The organism is Bradyrhizobium barranii subsp. apii (genome assembly GCF_011516635.5).
GTDB lineage: Bacteria > Pseudomonadota > Alphaproteobacteria > Rhizobiales > Xanthobacteraceae > Bradyrhizobium > Bradyrhizobium barranii.
In genome coordinates, this window is sequence record NZ_CP096255.1 from 8,254,810 (window position 1) to 8,268,780 (window position 13,971).

Here is a 13,971-nt window from a genome sequence, read left to right on the forward strand (position 1 = left end):
ATAACCACAGGACGTCGTTTTCGCGTGAGACCGTAACCCCGAGTCGTCGTCAAATTACTCCCTGGGGTTATGGGTCCCGGGCTCGCGCTACGCGCGCCCCGGGACGACAGTTGGGGCTTCGCTGGCTCCATTCGTTAGTAAAGTATTTACGAAGACCCCGCTCGGACGGCTCGGATCATGGTGTCCAGCCCTCCGGGCCGGCTGTGTTCCAGCCATTTTCAACGAGAATTGTATTGAAGCCTTAGGCTTAGCGGATTTTTAAGCCCGCACGCGTAGGGTTACGGCGTGAGTTCAGTGGTTGAGAGTTTGTGAGTACGCCATGACAGAACCCCATCGCCCGAGGGTAAAATACGTCATCGGGCCGGACGGCAGTCCGCTGACGATCGCAGATCTGCCCGCACCCGGCACCAAACGCTGGGTCATCCGCCGCAAGGCCGAAGTCGTCGCCGCTGTGCGTGGCGGACTTCTCTCCCTCGAGGAGGCCTGCAGCCGTTATACCCTGACGGTCGACGAATTCCTCTCCTGGCAGTTTTCCATCGACCAGCACGGTCTCGCGGGTCTTCGCACCACCCGCATCCAGCAATATCGCCAGTAAGCGATCCGGAAATCTGCAGCTTTTGACGAAAATCGGCCTCGCCCCGCGAGGCCGATTTTTTTCATGTTTCCTTTTGGCGCGACTTTTGTCCCAGCTCTTAACCTTCGTTAACCATATCGAAACCATCACCTAGGCAATAATTGCCCAGTCGACCGCTCGGTTGCGGGTCGAAGCTACGGGGCGGTTGCTTGCAAGGTCTTGCGGACTTTTTGAAGGGTATCGGCGCCGCCCGGTTCGGGGCGATGATCGCGGTCACCGCCGCGCTCATCGGCTTCTTCGCGTTCGTCATCATGCGCGTGACCACGCCGCAGATGACGACGCTGTTCACCGACCTCTCGGTCGAGGATTCTTCCGGCATTATCAAGGATTTGGAGCGACAGGGCATCCAGTTCGAGCTGCGCAATGAAGGCAGCATCATCATGGTGCCCAAGGACAAGGTCACCCGCCTGCGGATGAAGCTCGCCGAGGGCGGCCTGCCCAAGGGCGGCGGCGTCGGCTACGAAGTGTTCGACAAGTCGGATGCGCTCGGCACCACCTCTTTCGTCCAGAACATCAACCATCTCCGCGCGCTCGAAGGCGAGCTCGCCCGCACCATCCGCGCCATCGACCGCATCCAGGCCGCCCGCGTCCACCTCGTGCTGCCCGAGCGCCCGCTGTTCTCGCGCGAGGCGCCGGAGCCGTCGGCCTCGATCGTGGTGCGGGTCCGCGGCTCGCTCGAGGCCCAGCAGATCCGTGCCATCCGCCACCTCGTCGCCTCCGCCGTCAACGGGCTGAAGCCGCAGCGGGTCTCGATCGTCGACGAGGCCGGCTCGTTGCTCGCCGACGGCGCCGCGACCGATCCGGAGCAGGCGGTCGGCGACGAGCGCCGCACCGCCTTCGAGAAGCGGATCCGCAAGCAGGTCGAGGACATCGTCTCCTCCGTGGTCGGCTCCGGCCGCGCTCGCGTCCAGCTCTCCGCCGATTTCGACTTCAACAAGATCACCCAGACCTCGGACAAGTTCGATCCCGAGGGCCGGGTGCTGCGCTCGAGCCAGACCCGGGAAGAGAGCAGCCTCACCGCCGACAACAACGGCCAGGTCACCGTCAACAACGAGCTGCCCGGCAGCCAGCAGAACAGCGGTCCCACGGCGAAGGACCAGAGCAAGAAGACCGAAGAGACCAACAATTACGAGATCTCCCGCACCACCAAGACCGAGGTGACCGAGGCCGGCCGGGTCAACCGCATCTCGGTCGCAGTGCTGGTCGACGGCATCTATTCCAAGAACGACAAGGGCGAGCTCGCCTACACGGACCGCACCAAGGAACAGCTCGACCGCATCGCCACCCTGGTGCGCTCGGCGATCGGCTTCGACCAGAAGCGCGGCGACCAGGTCGAGGTCGTCAACCTGCGCTTTGCCGACGCCCCCTCCACCGCCCCGATCGCCGAGCCCTCCGGTTTCCTTGGCATGCTGCAGTTCACCAAGGACGACGTCATGTACTTCGTCGAGCTCGGCGTGATGATGCTGCTCGGCCTGGTCGTGCTGTTCCTGGTGATCCGCCCGCTGGTCAAGCGCATCCTCGCCTCCGAGGAGGTCGCCGCCGCCATCTCCGGCGCCCTCGCCGGCCCCGCCGCTTCGGAGGAGGCCGCGCCTGCCGGGCAGGCGCTGCTGCCGGGCGGCGCCGCGAGCGCGATCGACGTCGCCACCATTCAGGGCCAGGTCCATGCCCAGTCCGTTCATCGCGTCGGCGAGCTCGCCGAGCGCAACCCCAACGAAACCGTCGCCATCATCCGCCAATGGCTGACCGAACCCGCGAAATAATCGAGAAGTGAACTGACATGGCCGGCAACCTGCAAAACGCCAACTCCAACGACATCACCAGCGTGATCTCGACGCTCGGTGCCCGCCAGGGCAGCCGCGCGGGCGGCAAGACCGAAGCGGTGACGGGTCCCAAGCGCGCCGCGATCCTGATGCTGGCGCTGGGCGAGCAATATGGCGGCAAGATCTGGTCGATGCTCGACGACGACGAGGTGCGCCAGCTCTCTCTGGAAATGTCGACGCTCGGCACCGTCGAGGTCGATACGGTCGAGGACATGCTGCTCGAATTCGTCTCGCGCATGTCGGCTTCCGGCGCGCTGATGGGCAATTTCGACGCCACCGAGCGGTTGCTGCAGCAGTACCTGCCGCCGGAGCGCGTCAACGGCATCATGGACGAGATCCGCGGCCCGGCCGGCCGCAACATGTGGGAAAAGCTCTCCAACGTGCAGGAAGAGGTCCTCGCCAACTACCTCAAGAACGAATATCCGCAGACCATCGCAGTCGTGCTGTCGAAGCTGAAGCCGGAACACGCCGCGCGCGTGCTCGGCATCTTCCCCGAGGAGCTCGCGCTCGACGTCGTCAACCGCATGCTGAAGATGGAAGCGGTGCAGAAGGAGGTGATCGAGAGCGTGGAAAAGACGCTGCGCACCGAATTCATGTCCAACCTGTCACAGACCCGCCGCCGCGACGCCCACGAGGTGATGGCGGAAATCTTCAACAATTTCGACCGCCAGACCGAAACCCGCTTCATCACCTCGCTGGAAGAGGACAACCGCGAATCTGCGGAGCGCATCAAGGCGCTGATGTTCACCTTCGACGACCTCGTGAAGCTGGATTCCGGCTCGGCCCAGACCCTGATGCGCAATGTCGACAAGGACAAGCTCGGCGTCGCGCTCAAGAGCGCCAACGAGGACGTCCGCAACTTCTTCTTCGGCAACATGTCCTCGCGCGCGGCCAAGATGCTCCAGGACGACATGGCGGCGATGGGCCCGGTCCGCTTGCGCGACGTCGACGAGGCCCAGGCGCTGCTGGTCAACCTCGCCAAGGACCTCGCCGCCAAGGGCGAGATCATGCTGACCAAGAACCGCGCCGACGACGAGCTGGTGTACTGATGGGCGCCCCGGCAAAATTCCTGTTCGACACCGACTTCGCGGCGCCCGAGCGGTCGCCGCGCGAGAAGGCTGCGACCGCCGCCGAGATCGCCCAGAAGATCGCGGAAGCCGAGGCACGCGCCTATCAGGACGGCTTTGCCGCCGGCCAGCGCGAAGCCAAGGCCGAGAGCGACCGCCGCGTCGCGCTCGCCATGGAAGAGATCAACATCGGTGTCCGCGGCGTCGCCGCCGGCATCGGCAACATCGAGACCAAGATGGAGACCGAGGCGGTCGACGTGGCGGTGGCGGTGGCGCGCAAGCTGTGCGCCGATCTGGTCGCCGCCGAACCGCTCGGCGAGATCATGGCGCTGGTCAAGGATTGCTTCTCGCACCTGGTCGCGACGCCGCATCTCGTCGTGCGCATCAACGACGCGCTCTACGACAGCGCGCGCGAGAAGATGGAGCGGCTCGCCAAGCAGAGCGGCTTCGAGGGCCGGCTGGTGATCCTGGCCGAGCCCGATATCGCCACCGGCGACTGCCGGATCGAATGGGCCGACGGCGGCGTCGTGCTGGAGCGCGGCGCCATCGTGGCCAAGATCGACGAAATGGTCGGACGCTATATCGCGTCCCGCAGGGGGAGCTAAGCCATGAGCGACACCGACGGACAGGTCCCGCTGCCCGATCTCAACGGCCCGATGCCGCCTGCCGGTACCGACATCGGCTACAACGAGGACGAATATGCGGCGCGCGCCGCCGCCGACCTCGAGGCCGTGTTCGACGTGCCGGTGCAGGTCTCGGCCGTGCTCGGCCGCTCCAAGATGGACGTCAGCGAGCTGTTGAAGCTCGGGCCCGGCACCGTGCTCGAGCTCGACCGCCGCGTCGGCGAGGCCATCGACATCTACGTCAACAACAAGCTGGTCGCCCGCGGCGAAGTCGTCCTGGTCGAGGACAAGCTCGGCGTGACCATGACCGAAATCATCAAGACCGAACGCAGCTAGTAGCGCAAGGAATGACGCGCGGCAGCGCGACCAGACGGACAGGAGACTGACATGCGGCTTCTCATCGTTGGCACATTGAAGGGCCAGCTCACCACCGCCACCAAGATCGCGATGGAGAACGGCGCCACCGTGACCCACGCCGAGGATCACGAGCAGGCGATGCGCGTGCTGCGCGGCGGCAAGGGCGCCGACCTCCTGCTGGTCGACGTCGCCCTCGACATCCGCGACCTCGTGATGCGGCTCGAGGCCGAGCACATCCACGCGCCGATCGTCGCCTGCGGCATCACCAACGACGCCCGCGCCGCGGTCGCCGCGATCCACGCCGGCGCCAAGGAATACATCCCGCTGCCGCCGGATCCGGAACTGATCGCCGCGGTGCTGGCCGCCGTCGCCAACGATTCCCGCGAACTGGTCTATCGCGACGAGGCGATGGCCAAGGTGATCAAGCTCGCCCAGCAGATCGCGGGCTCCGACGCCTCGGTGATGGTCACCGGCGAGTCCGGAACCGGCAAGGAAGTGCTGGCCCGTTACGTCCACACCCGCTCGGCGCGCGCCAAGCGGCCGTTCATCTCGATCAACTGCGCCGCGATCCCCGAGCATCTGCTGGAATCCGAACTGTTCGGCCACGAGAAGGGCGCCTTCACCGGCGCGATCGCGCGCCGCATCGGCAAGTTCGAGGAAGCGACCGGCGGCACGCTGCTGCTCGACGAAATCTCGGAGATGGACGTCCGCCTGCAATCAAAACTGCTGCGCGCCATCCAGGAGCGCGTGATCGACCGCGTCGGCGGCACCAAGCCGGTACCGGTGGACATCCGCATCATCGCGACCTCGAACCGCAACCTGGCGGAAGCCGTGCGCGAGGGCACGTTCCGCGAGGACCTGCTTTTCCGCCTCAACGTCGTGAACCTGAAGATCCCGCCGCTGCGCGAGCGTCCCCTCGACATCCTCGAGCTCGCCCAGCATTTCGTGAAGAAATATGCCGAAGCCAACGGCGTACCGGTGCGCCCGATCTCCGCGGACGCGCGCCGCGTGCTCTCCACCAACCGCTGGCAGGGCAACGTCCGCGAGCTCGAAAACACCATGCACCGCTCGGTGCTGATGGCGCAGGGCGACGAGATCGGCCCCGACGCGATCCTCACACCCGACGGCGACCGCCTCGACCTCGCCAAGACCGCCCCGGCCGTGGCGCATGCGACCATGGCCGCCGAGCAGGTGACGCGGGCGCTTGTGGGCCGCACCGTCGCCGACGTCGAACGCGACCTGATCCTGGAGACGCTGAAGCACTGTCTCGGCAACCGGACCCATGCCGCGAATATCCTGGGCATCTCGATCCGCACGCTGCGCAACAAGCTCAAGGAATATTCCGACGGCGGAATTCCGATCACACCGGCGGGAACGCCGGGCGAATATCCGCGGATGCCGATGGTGGGGGCGTAGGTCTCCACGCTGGTTGTGACTGCAAATGCCCGGGCCAACTCCCGGGCATTTTGTTTTTGTTGGTAAGGCGCGTAGTCGCCACACTCTCAGTGTCGTCCCGGCGAACGCCGGGACCCATAACCCCAGAGAGGAGTTTGGCGAAGACCCGTCGTTCGGTACTCCTACCGACCACATCGATAGATTCCGCGGTATGGGTCCCCGCGTTCGCGGGGACGACACCGGTGAACATGGCCGCACCGCATCCGGCGACTAGGTCGCGGCCGTGCAACGCCCTATAACCCCGCGTGGGAACAACGCGAGGAACCACATGTCGGAAGCTCAAATCACGGACTGGCTGGCGTCGCAGCGGCAGGCGATGATCGATCTGCTGCGCGATGTCGTGAACATCGATTCCGGATCCTATGACAAGGAAGGCGTCGATGCGGTCGGTGCGCGGTTCGAACGGCATTTTGCCGAGCACGGCATTTCGTTCCGGCGCGAGAGCAACGCCACCTTCGGCGATGCGATCCATGCCGAGATCGCCAAACCCGGCAGCAACGAGAAGCCGGTGCTGTTGATGGGCCATCGCGACACCGTGTTCGGCAAGGGCGAGGCCGGACGGCGTCCGTTCACGATTGAGGGCAAGCGCGCCTATGGTCCCGGCGTTGCCGACATGAAGTCCGGCGTCGTGATGAACATCTTTGTGGCGACCGCCTTCCACAAATTCGGCGGCAGCCCGCATCCGATCAAGGTGCTGATCACCTCGGACGAGGAGATCGGCTCGCCCTCCTCGCGCCCGGTGATCGAGCGCGAGGGACGCGCCGCACGCGCCGTGTTCAATTCCGAGCCGGGACGGCCGACCGGCAACATCGTCACCGGCCGCAAGGGCGGCATCTTCATGCACTTTGCCATTACGGGCAAAGCCGCGCATTCCGGTGCCAATTTCGCCGCGGGCGTCAGTGCGATCGGCGAGCTCGCGCACAAGATCGTCCAGATCCACGCGCTGACCGATCTCGACAAGGGCATCACGCTGAATGTCGGTCTCGTCTCGGGCGGGCAGTCGGTGAACACCACGGCGCCCTCAGCCGAGGGACAGATCGACCTGCGTTACGTCGATCCGGCGGATCGTGCGAGGATCATGGCGGCGATCGAGAAGATCATCGCGACGTCCTACGTCCCGGGTACCAGCGCGACGCTGACGGTGAAGGGCGAGTTCGTGCCGGTGGTGCAGAGCACGGAGTCGAAGGCACTGTTCGAAGGCTATCAAGCGGCCGCAAAGCAGGTCGGCCTCACCACGCTCCAGGGCGAGTTTTCAGGCGGCTGCGCCGATTCCGGCTTCACCGCCGCAGTCGGCACACCGACCATCTGCGGCCTCGGGCCGGTCGGCGGGCTCGCGCACACGCCGGAGGAATATCTCGAACTCGACAGCATCGTGCCGCGCGCCCAGGCGCTGGCGCTGGCGATTTTGCGGGGGTGAGCGAAGGTGTCGTAGGGTGGGTAAAGGCGCATTTGCGCCGTGCCCACCATTCGTCTCGTTCGATAGCAGCGGTGGGCACGCTTCGCTTTGCCCACCCTACGAGACTTCGGCTAAACCACCCTACGAAATCTCACGAATAACTCGGCGCGTCCGGCTTGCGGAAGATGTGGATGGGGTCGCCCGGCACGATCGGCTGGCCGCTGAACATCGCATAGGCGTAGAGCGCGAGGTAGCCGATCGCGAGCGCGCCGATGGCGTAGAAGGCCCAGGTGGCGACGCGCTTCATCGTTCCGCTCCATGGCCGTCCCGGACGGGGCGGCTCAGGGCGCTTCTAGAGCGATGACGGGGAAAAGGCCAGCCTGCGGGCCGCCCTAGCGCAGCGATCAAACGCCGCGCAGGCCGCGGGCGGGAACGCTGACCTCGGCGAGCCTCGCCGCGTCTTCGTCCTGGTCGACCGCCACGTACTGGCCGTGCCAATAGGCCAGTGCAGCATTGCGGGTCGAATTCCTGACGCTGCTGACGCGGCCGATGACGATGCCATGCGAGTGGCGCTCGACGATCTCCTCGACCTCGCAATCGACCGCGGACAATGCACCGACCAGCAGCGGAACGCCCGAGACCGCGGTGACCCACTGGCTGCCCGCAAAGCGATCGGCCCCCTTCAGCCCGCCCTTGCCGGCAAAACGCTCGGCGACGTCCAGCTGGTCAGCCGCGAGGATGTTGACGCCGAAGGCGCCGTAGCGGCGGATCAGCGGGAAGGACGAGGCATCGCGGTTGATGCTGACCAGCAGCGTCGGCGGATCGACCGCCAGCGAGGTCACCGAGGTCACCGTCATGCCGGTAATGTCCTTGCCCCGCCCGGCGGTGATGACGCTGACGCCGCCGGTGAGGTGGCGCATGGCGCCGCGGAAATCGGCGGACGAGACGGCAGTTTCAGTCATGAGATCGCGAGGCACTACATTCATGGCATGGTCCCCGAAGCGGGGTTCCCCTGTATTTAGGTACGATCGTCCGCCGACAAAAGATGGCTCAGGATCGAGCCTTCGAGGCTTGCGAGCTCGGCGGAGCCGCGTTCGCGCGGCCGGCCGGTGTTAACCGTAACATCGTGGGCAATCCGGCCCTCGTCGATCACCAGGACCCGGTCGGCCAGCGCGACGGCCTCGGCGACGTCGTGGGTCACCAGGATCGCGGTAAAGCCCTGGTCGCGCCAGACCCGCTCCAGCAGCCGCTGCATCGAGATGCGGGTCAGCGCGTCCAGCGCGCCGAGCGGCTCGTCGAAGGCGAGCACACGCGGATGGGAGACCAGCGCACGGGCGAGCGCAACGCGCTGCTTCTGGCCGCCCGACAGCACCGACGGCCACTGGTCGCGCTTGTCGGTCAACCCGACCTCGGTCAGCGCCTTCTCGGCGCGCGCATGCGCATCACTGGATGAGCGATTACGGCCGAGACCGACCTCGACATTGGAGAGCACCCGCGCCCAGGGCAGCAGCCGTGGCTCCTGGAACATCACGCGGATGTCCTCGGGCTGGACATCCTTTCCGAAGCTGATGCTGCCGGCGTCGATCTTTTCCAGGCCGGCGATCAGCCGCAAGAGCGTGCTCTTGCCGCAACCGCTCTTGCCGACGATGGCGACGAACTGGCCGGCGGGAATGTGCAGGTCGATGCCGCGCAGCACCTCGTTGTCGCCGTAGGATTTGCGCAAGCCGCGGATGCTGAGCGGCAGGCCTGTCGTCTGCGCCGGGCGCTCCTCGCGCACGACGCGTGCCTGCGGCACGAAATTGGCGCGGCTGGCGAGCTCGGTTTCGGGAAGGGCCGTACGAAGAGCTCTCTGCATGTCACTCTCAGCATTTCTGGAAGGCGGGGTGCCAGGAGAGCGTCAGGCGCTCCAGCACACGGGAGGCGCTGTCAGCGAGCTTGCCGAGCAGAGCGTAAATCAGGATCGAGAGCACGACGACGTCGATCAGCATGAACTCGCGCGCCTGCATCGCCATGTAACCGAGGCCCGAGGAGGCCGCGATGGTCTCGGCGACGATCAGGGTGAGCCACATGATGCCGAGCGCAAAGCGGATGCCGACGAAGATCGAGGGCAACGCGCCGGGGAAGATCACGCGGCGGAACAGCTCACTGTCGGTCATGCCGTAGATGCGGCCCATCTCGATCAGCTGCGGATCCACGGTGCGGATGCCGTGCAGCGTGTTGAGGTAGATCGGGAAGAACACGCCGAGCGCCACCAGGAACAGTTTTGCGCTCTCGTCGATGCCGAACCACAGAATGACCAGCGGGATCAGCGCCAGATGCGGCACGTTGCGCACCATCTGCAACGTGGTGTCGGTGAGCTTGGCCGAGAGCTGCGACAGGCCGTTGGCGAGACCGAAGGCGAAACCGATGCCGCCACCGATCAGGAAGCCGATCGAGGCACGCCAGAACGACACCCAGATGTTGCGCAGGAGCTCGCCGGAGAGCAGCAGCTTCCATCCGGCCAGCGCGACGTCGCTCGGAGCGGGCAGCACGCGGGTCGGCACGAAGCCGGTGACGCAGGCGACTTGCCAGATCGCGACAATGGCGAGCGGCACGATCCACTGGATCAGGCCGTCGACTCGCGGCAGGCGAAAGCTGCGCGGGAGTGAAACGCTGTCGATCAGGCTCATGACTCGGACACCCGCTGCTGCGGACGGAAATCGCTGCCGACCGTTTCGCCAAAAGGACCGCCGTTGAAGTGCAGCTTGGTCACGTTGCTCGGCTGCTCCAGCGAGAGCAGCGGGAACACCAGCTCGGCGAAGCGATACGCCTCCTCCAGATGCGGGTAACCCGACATGATGAAGGTATCGATGCCGATGTCCTGATACTCCCTGATGCGCGCCGCTACCGTCTGGGCGTCGCCGACCAGCGCCGTGCCGGCGCCACCGCGCACGAGACCGACACCGGCCCACAGGTTCGGGGCGATCTCGAGCTTGTCGCGCTTGCCGCCATGGAGCTGCGCCATGCGCTGCTGACCGACGGAGTCCATGCGGGCAAAGTTCTTCTGCGCCAGCGCGATGGTGTCGTCGCTGACATGCCTGATCAGCTCGTTCGCGGCGCGCCAGGCCTCGTCATTGGTCTCGCGGACGATCACATGAAGACGAATGCCGAAGGAGAGCTTGCGGCCGCGCGCAGCTGCGACCTCCCTCACCTTCGCGATCTTCTCGGCAACCAGAGCCGGCGGCTCACCCCAGGTGAGATATTTGTCGACCGCGTCGACGGCGACGTCGATGCCGGCATCGGACGAACCGCCGAAATAGAGCGGCGGCCGCGGCGACTGCACCGGCGGAAACAGCAGCTTGCCACCCTCGACATGGATGTGCTTGCCCTCGACATTGACGGTCCTGCCGGCGAGCAGGTCGCTATAGACGCTGAGGAACTCGCGGGTGACCTCGTAGCGCTCGTCATGGCCGAGGAAAATGCCGTCGCCCTTGTTCTCGACGGGATCGCCGCCGGTGACGACGTTGACGAGAAGCCGGCCATTGGTGACGCGGTCGAGCGTCGCCGTCATGCGCGCCGCCACGCTCGGCGATTGCAGGCCGGGGCGGACAGCCACGAGGTAGCGCAGCCGCTCGGTGAACGGCGCAACCGAGGAGGCGACGATCCAGGAATCCTCGCAAGATCGCCCGGTCGGCAACAGCACGCCGTAATAACCGAGCTGGTCGGCGGCCTGCGCGATCTGGCGCAGATAGTTGAAATTGACCTCACGGCCGCCGATGCCGGTGCCGAGATAGCGGCCGTCGCCGTGGGTCGGCAGGAACCAGAGGATGTTGGCGTTGGACTGCTTACTCATGTGCTTGCTCACGATCCTGGTTTCCGGGCCACGTCGGAAATCTTGATGGATTTGGGGATCAGGTTGAGCGCGAAGAACGCATCCGCAACCTGCTGCTGATCGGCGATGACGGCATCGGTGATCGGCTTGATGCCGTAGGCCTGCCGCTTCAGCGCCACCTCGACCACGGGGACCGACAGGCCGATCGCCGGCGCCAGCTGCTCGGCAACCGCGTGGATGTCGCCCTTGGCCCAATCGTCGACCGAGCTCAGCTCGGCCAGCACGGCATCGACGATCTTCGGGTTGGCTTCGAGGAATTTCTTCGAGGCGAAATAGAACTGGTAGTTGGCGACGATGCCGGTGCCGTCGGCGAGCGTGCGCGCACCGGTGGCGGCTTCGGCCGCGGCCTGGAACGGATCCCAGATCACCCAGGCATCGACCGCGCCGCGCTCGAAGGCAGCGCGCGCATCGGCCGGCGCGAGGAACACCGGCTCGATCTCGGAATATCTGACACCCGCCTTCTCCAGCGCCTTGACCAGGAGATAGTGGACGTTGGAGCCCTTGTTGAGCGCGACCTTCTTGCCCTTGAGATCGGCGACCGATTTCAGCGGGCTGTCCTTCGGCACCAGGATCGCTCGCCCTTCGGCGCCGGCGGCTCGTAGGCGACGTACTGGATCGGCGCGCCGGCGGCCTGCGCGAAGATCGGTGGGGCCTCGCCGGTGTTGCCGAAATCGATCGCGCCGACATTGAGCGCTTCGAGCAGCGGCGGGCCGGACGGGAATTCGGTCCACACCACCTTGTAGCCGTCGGCGGCGAGCTTCGGCTCCAGCGTGCCCTTGCTCTTGAGCAGCACCAGCTTGCCGTATTTCTGGTAGCCGATGCGGACCACCTTGTCTTGTTTGTCCTGGCCGTAGGAGGTGCCGACCGCGGCGGCGACGATGCCGATCGACAGCACGATGGCCGCGATCAGACGCTGAATGATACGCCTCATGTTCAAACCCTTGTGCGTGGGAAGAGTGGTCGGCACGATCAGGCTGCCGGGTTACGCCAGACGATGTCGCGAACGACGATCGGCTTCGGGATCAGGCCGAGCTTGTAGAAGCGGTCGGCGACGCCCTGCTGGGTCACGACGATGTCGTCGGTGACGGGGCCGACCACGAAGTTAGCCCGGTCGGCCGCGACGGTCTGGATGTCCAAGGGGACGCCGGTGACTGCGGCGAGCGATTTGGCGACCTCACCGCGGTGCTGTTCGGCCCATTTGCCGGTCGCGGTCGTGACGTCGACGATCTGTTGCAGGATGGAGCCGTGGTTCTTCGCGAACTCGCGGTTGGCGATGTAGAACGAGTTGGTCTTGGTGACTTCGCGCGCATTGATCAGGATGCGGCCGCCCTGCTTGGTCTCACCGATCGCGAAATAGGGATCCCAGATCGCCCAGGCCTCGATGCTGCCATTGGCGAAGGCGGGACCGGCATCGGGCGGCGTCAGATAGACCGGGGTGATGTCGGCATAGGTGAGACCGGCCTTCTCCAGCGTCTGCACCACGACATTGTGGGCGCTGGACCCCTTGGTGAAACCGATACGCTTGCCCTTCAAGTCGGCGATCGAGCGGATCGGCGAATCCTTCGGCACCAGGATGCCCTGGCCGTTGGTGATGGGCTGGCCCGCGGCATAGACGATCGCCGCTCCGGCGGCCTGGGCGAACACCGGCGGGGAATCGCCGACCGAACCGAAGTCGACACTACCGACGTTCATCGCCTCCATCATCGGCGGGCCCGAGGAGAACTCGACCCATTTCACGTCGATTCCTTGCGGATTGAAATGCTTTTCCAAGGAAGCCTGCTGGCGCGTGATAACCAGCACGCCGGTCTTCTGGTAGCCGATACGAATTTCCTTCGCCGCGCCTTGCGCGTTCGCTCGCGAGGTGAACGCCGCCGCGACTGCGGTTCCAGCGGACAATTTCAAGAAGTCACGACGCTGCATTCCAGACTCCCGGCCACACGCGGCCGTCATTCATTCAGGTCTGGGGAATGATGGTGCGGGGAGGGAAAGGTGTCGAGACGCGCGGGAAAATAGCGATGCGAGCACTACGCGTGTGGCGGAGCGCACGATTAATCTTTCAATCGGCGGAGCGAATGAAGATGGAATTTTTCTGCACGCGGATGTGAAGGCCGCGCGCGTTCGATCTCTTGACTGGCGGCCGGAACCAAAAACCGCGAAAACAACCCCATGCACAGTAGCCGGGGCGTGCGAAAACAGTTACTTACGCATTATCCGAAGTTCGTTTGACACGTCGGGCAAAACAGGAGCATGATGGCATCATGGCAGTGTGTGGATCGGGGCCTCCGACAAGGCGCGGTCAGTGCTCGCGCACCCAGGGATTGGACGAGAAATAGCAATTCTCGAGCACCATGCGATCCCTGGCGCGGAAACTGACGCGACATCGACGCCACACCTTTGTCTGATGTTTGCCGTCGTCTGACGTATCGACGTCGGAGATCCACACGATCGGCCGTCGCCAGCGGTAACGTCCGTCCCGATCCCAACCGTCGCAACCGCCGCGGCCGCATGCGATGTGGACACTGGTCATCGTCCCATCTGGCCTGAAGCACCAGGTCCGCGAACCCCACTCCTTGCCGGGCGGCGTCTGGGCGTAAGGCACAAGCGAGGTCTGCGTCCAGCAGCCGGAAATGGAGGACGGTCCGGCGGCGCGCGCCGGTACGACGACCAGCAACGCGATCAGCGCCGACGCGGCAGCCAGAGGCGATTCAAGCCACGGCTTGGGCCAGAACTGGATAGACATGACGCCAA

The 13,971-nt window shown here is 65.2% G+C and carries 13 protein-coding genes and 2 pseudogenes; 7 read left to right on the forward strand and 8 right to left on the reverse strand.

Annotated elements, in window-relative coordinates; all coding sequences use genetic code 11:
- Window positions 1–319 precede the first annotated feature (319 nt).
- From sciP to HAP41_RS39585, 7 genes are all read left to right on the forward strand, one after another.
- Complete coding sequence (gene sciP / locus HAP41_RS39555; protein ID WP_002714638.1) at window positions 320–595, forward strand: CtrA inhibitor SciP; 276 nt, start codon at window positions 320–322, stop codon at window positions 593–595.
- A gap of 188 nt (window positions 596–783) precedes the next feature.
- Complete coding sequence (gene fliF, locus HAP41_RS39560; RefSeq protein WP_166080900.1) at window positions 784–2,394, forward strand: flagellar basal-body MS-ring/collar protein FliF; 1,611 nt, start codon at window positions 784–786, stop codon at window positions 2,392–2,394.
- A gap of 17 nt (window positions 2,395–2,411) precedes the next feature.
- Window positions 2,412–3,503, forward strand: coding sequence for a flagellar motor switch protein FliG (gene fliG, locus HAP41_RS39565; protein WP_028153248.1), 1,092 nt, complete (start codon window positions 2,412–2,414; stop codon window positions 3,501–3,503).
- Window positions 3,503–4,126 carry a FliH/SctL family protein gene (locus HAP41_RS39570; protein WP_063981200.1) on the forward strand — a complete coding sequence of 208 codons (624 nt, stop codon included), beginning with the start codon at window positions 3,503–3,505 and terminating at the stop codon, window positions 4,124–4,126. Before fliG ends, HAP41_RS39570 begins: the two co-directional genes overlap by 1 nt.
- Window positions 4,127–4,129: 3 nt before the next feature.
- Window positions 4,130–4,480: a flagellar motor switch protein FliN gene (gene fliN / locus HAP41_RS39575; protein WP_028160971.1), complete on the forward strand. Its 351-nt coding sequence runs from the start codon at window positions 4,130–4,132 to the stop codon at window positions 4,478–4,480.
- Window positions 4,481–4,531: 51 nt separating this feature from the next.
- Entirely contained in the window at window positions 4,532–5,917 is a 1,386-nt protein-coding gene (flbD, locus tag HAP41_RS39580) for a sigma-54-dependent transcriptional regulator FlbD (protein WP_166080893.1), read from the forward strand.
- A gap of 307 nt (window positions 5,918–6,224) precedes the next feature.
- A complete protein-coding gene (locus HAP41_RS39585; protein ID WP_166080863.1) occupies window positions 6,225–7,373 on the forward strand; it encodes a M20 family metallopeptidase in 1,149 nt (382 codons plus the stop codon).
- Window positions 7,374–7,503: 130 nt separating this feature from the next.
- Here the strand turns inward: HAP41_RS39585 and HAP41_RS39590 are convergent, their stop codons facing one another.
- The 8 genes and pseudogenes from HAP41_RS39590 to HAP41_RS39625 form a co-directional block, all read right to left on the reverse strand.
- Complete coding sequence (locus tag HAP41_RS39590) at window positions 7,504–7,659, reverse strand: hypothetical protein (protein WP_028160973.1); 156 nt, start codon at window positions 7,657–7,659, stop codon at window positions 7,504–7,506.
- Between the two features lie 97 nt (window positions 7,660–7,756).
- Entirely contained in the window at window positions 7,757–8,338 is a 582-nt protein-coding gene (locus HAP41_RS39595) for a flavin reductase family protein (protein ID WP_063981198.1), read from the reverse strand.
- Between the two features lie 32 nt (window positions 8,339–8,370).
- A pseudogene (locus tag HAP41_RS39600) lies at window positions 8,371–9,006 on the reverse strand (ABC transporter ATP-binding protein); the annotation flags it as partial.
- Window positions 9,007–9,214: 208 nt separating this feature from the next.
- Window positions 9,215–10,021 carry an ABC transporter permease subunit gene (locus HAP41_RS39605; RefSeq protein WP_166080826.1) on the reverse strand — a complete coding sequence of 269 codons (807 nt, stop codon included), beginning with the start codon at window positions 10,019–10,021 and terminating at the stop codon, window positions 9,215–9,217.
- Window positions 10,018–11,184, reverse strand: coding sequence for an FMNH2-dependent alkanesulfonate monooxygenase (gene ssuD, locus HAP41_RS39610; protein ID WP_166080805.1), 1,167 nt, complete (start codon window positions 11,182–11,184; stop codon window positions 10,018–10,020). The genes HAP41_RS39605 and ssuD overlap by 4 nt, the downstream gene beginning before the upstream one ends.
- An 8-nt stretch (window positions 11,185–11,192) precedes the next feature.
- Window positions 11,193–12,154, reverse strand: a pseudogene (locus HAP41_RS39615) (sulfonate ABC transporter substrate-binding protein).
- A 38-nt stretch (window positions 12,155–12,192) separates the two neighbouring features.
- Window positions 12,193–13,143 (reverse strand): sulfonate ABC transporter substrate-binding protein, encoded by a 951-nt coding sequence (locus tag HAP41_RS39620; protein WP_166080757.1) that lies wholly within the window; start codon window positions 13,141–13,143, stop codon window positions 12,193–12,195.
- A gap of 376 nt (window positions 13,144–13,519) precedes the next feature.
- On the reverse strand, window positions 13,520–13,963 hold the full coding sequence (locus HAP41_RS39625; protein ID WP_248577149.1) for a hypothetical protein: 444 nt from the start codon (window positions 13,961–13,963) through the stop codon (window positions 13,520–13,522).
- Window positions 13,964–13,971: the final 8 nt, after the last annotated feature.

Bases quoted from the DNA above. Each gene is read 5' to 3' on its own strand.
- sciP (WP_002714638.1), top strand. From the start codon at position 320: ATGACAGAACCCCATCGCCCGAGGGTAAAATACGTCATCGGGCCGGAC.
- fliG (WP_028153248.1), top strand. From the start codon at position 2,412: ATGGCCGGCAACCTGCAAAACGCCAACTCCAACGACATCACCAGCGTG.
- HAP41_RS39570 (WP_063981200.1), top strand. From the start codon at position 3,503: ATGGGCGCCCCGGCAAAATTCCTGTTCGACACCGACTTCGCGGCGCCC.
- fliN (WP_028160971.1), top strand. From the start codon at position 4,130: ATGAGCGACACCGACGGACAGGTCCCGCTGCCCGATCTCAACGGCCCG.
- flbD (WP_166080893.1), top strand. From the start codon at position 4,532: ATGCGGCTTCTCATCGTTGGCACATTGAAGGGCCAGCTCACCACCGCC.
- HAP41_RS39585 (WP_166080863.1), top strand. From the start codon at position 6,225: ATGTCGGAAGCTCAAATCACGGACTGGCTGGCGTCGCAGCGGCAGGCG.
- HAP41_RS39590 (WP_028160973.1), bottom strand. From the start codon at position 7,659: ATGAAGCGCGTCGCCACCTGGGCCTTCTACGCCATCGGCGCGCTCGCG.
- HAP41_RS39595 (WP_063981198.1), bottom strand. From the start codon at position 8,338: ATGAATGTAGTGCCTCGCGATCTCATGACTGAAACTGCCGTCTCGTCC.
- HAP41_RS39605 (WP_166080826.1), bottom strand. From the start codon at position 10,021: ATGAGCCTGATCGACAGCGTTTCACTCCCGCGCAGCTTTCGCCTGCCG.
- ssuD (WP_166080805.1), bottom strand. From the start codon at position 11,184: ATGAGTAAGCAGTCCAACGCCAACATCCTCTGGTTCCTGCCGACCCAC.
- HAP41_RS39620 (WP_166080757.1), bottom strand. From the start codon at position 13,143: ATGCAGCGTCGTGACTTCTTGAAATTGTCCGCTGGAACCGCAGTCGCG.
- HAP41_RS39625 (WP_248577149.1), bottom strand. From the start codon at position 13,963: ATGTCTATCCAGTTCTGGCCCAAGCCGTGGCTTGAATCGCCTCTGGCT.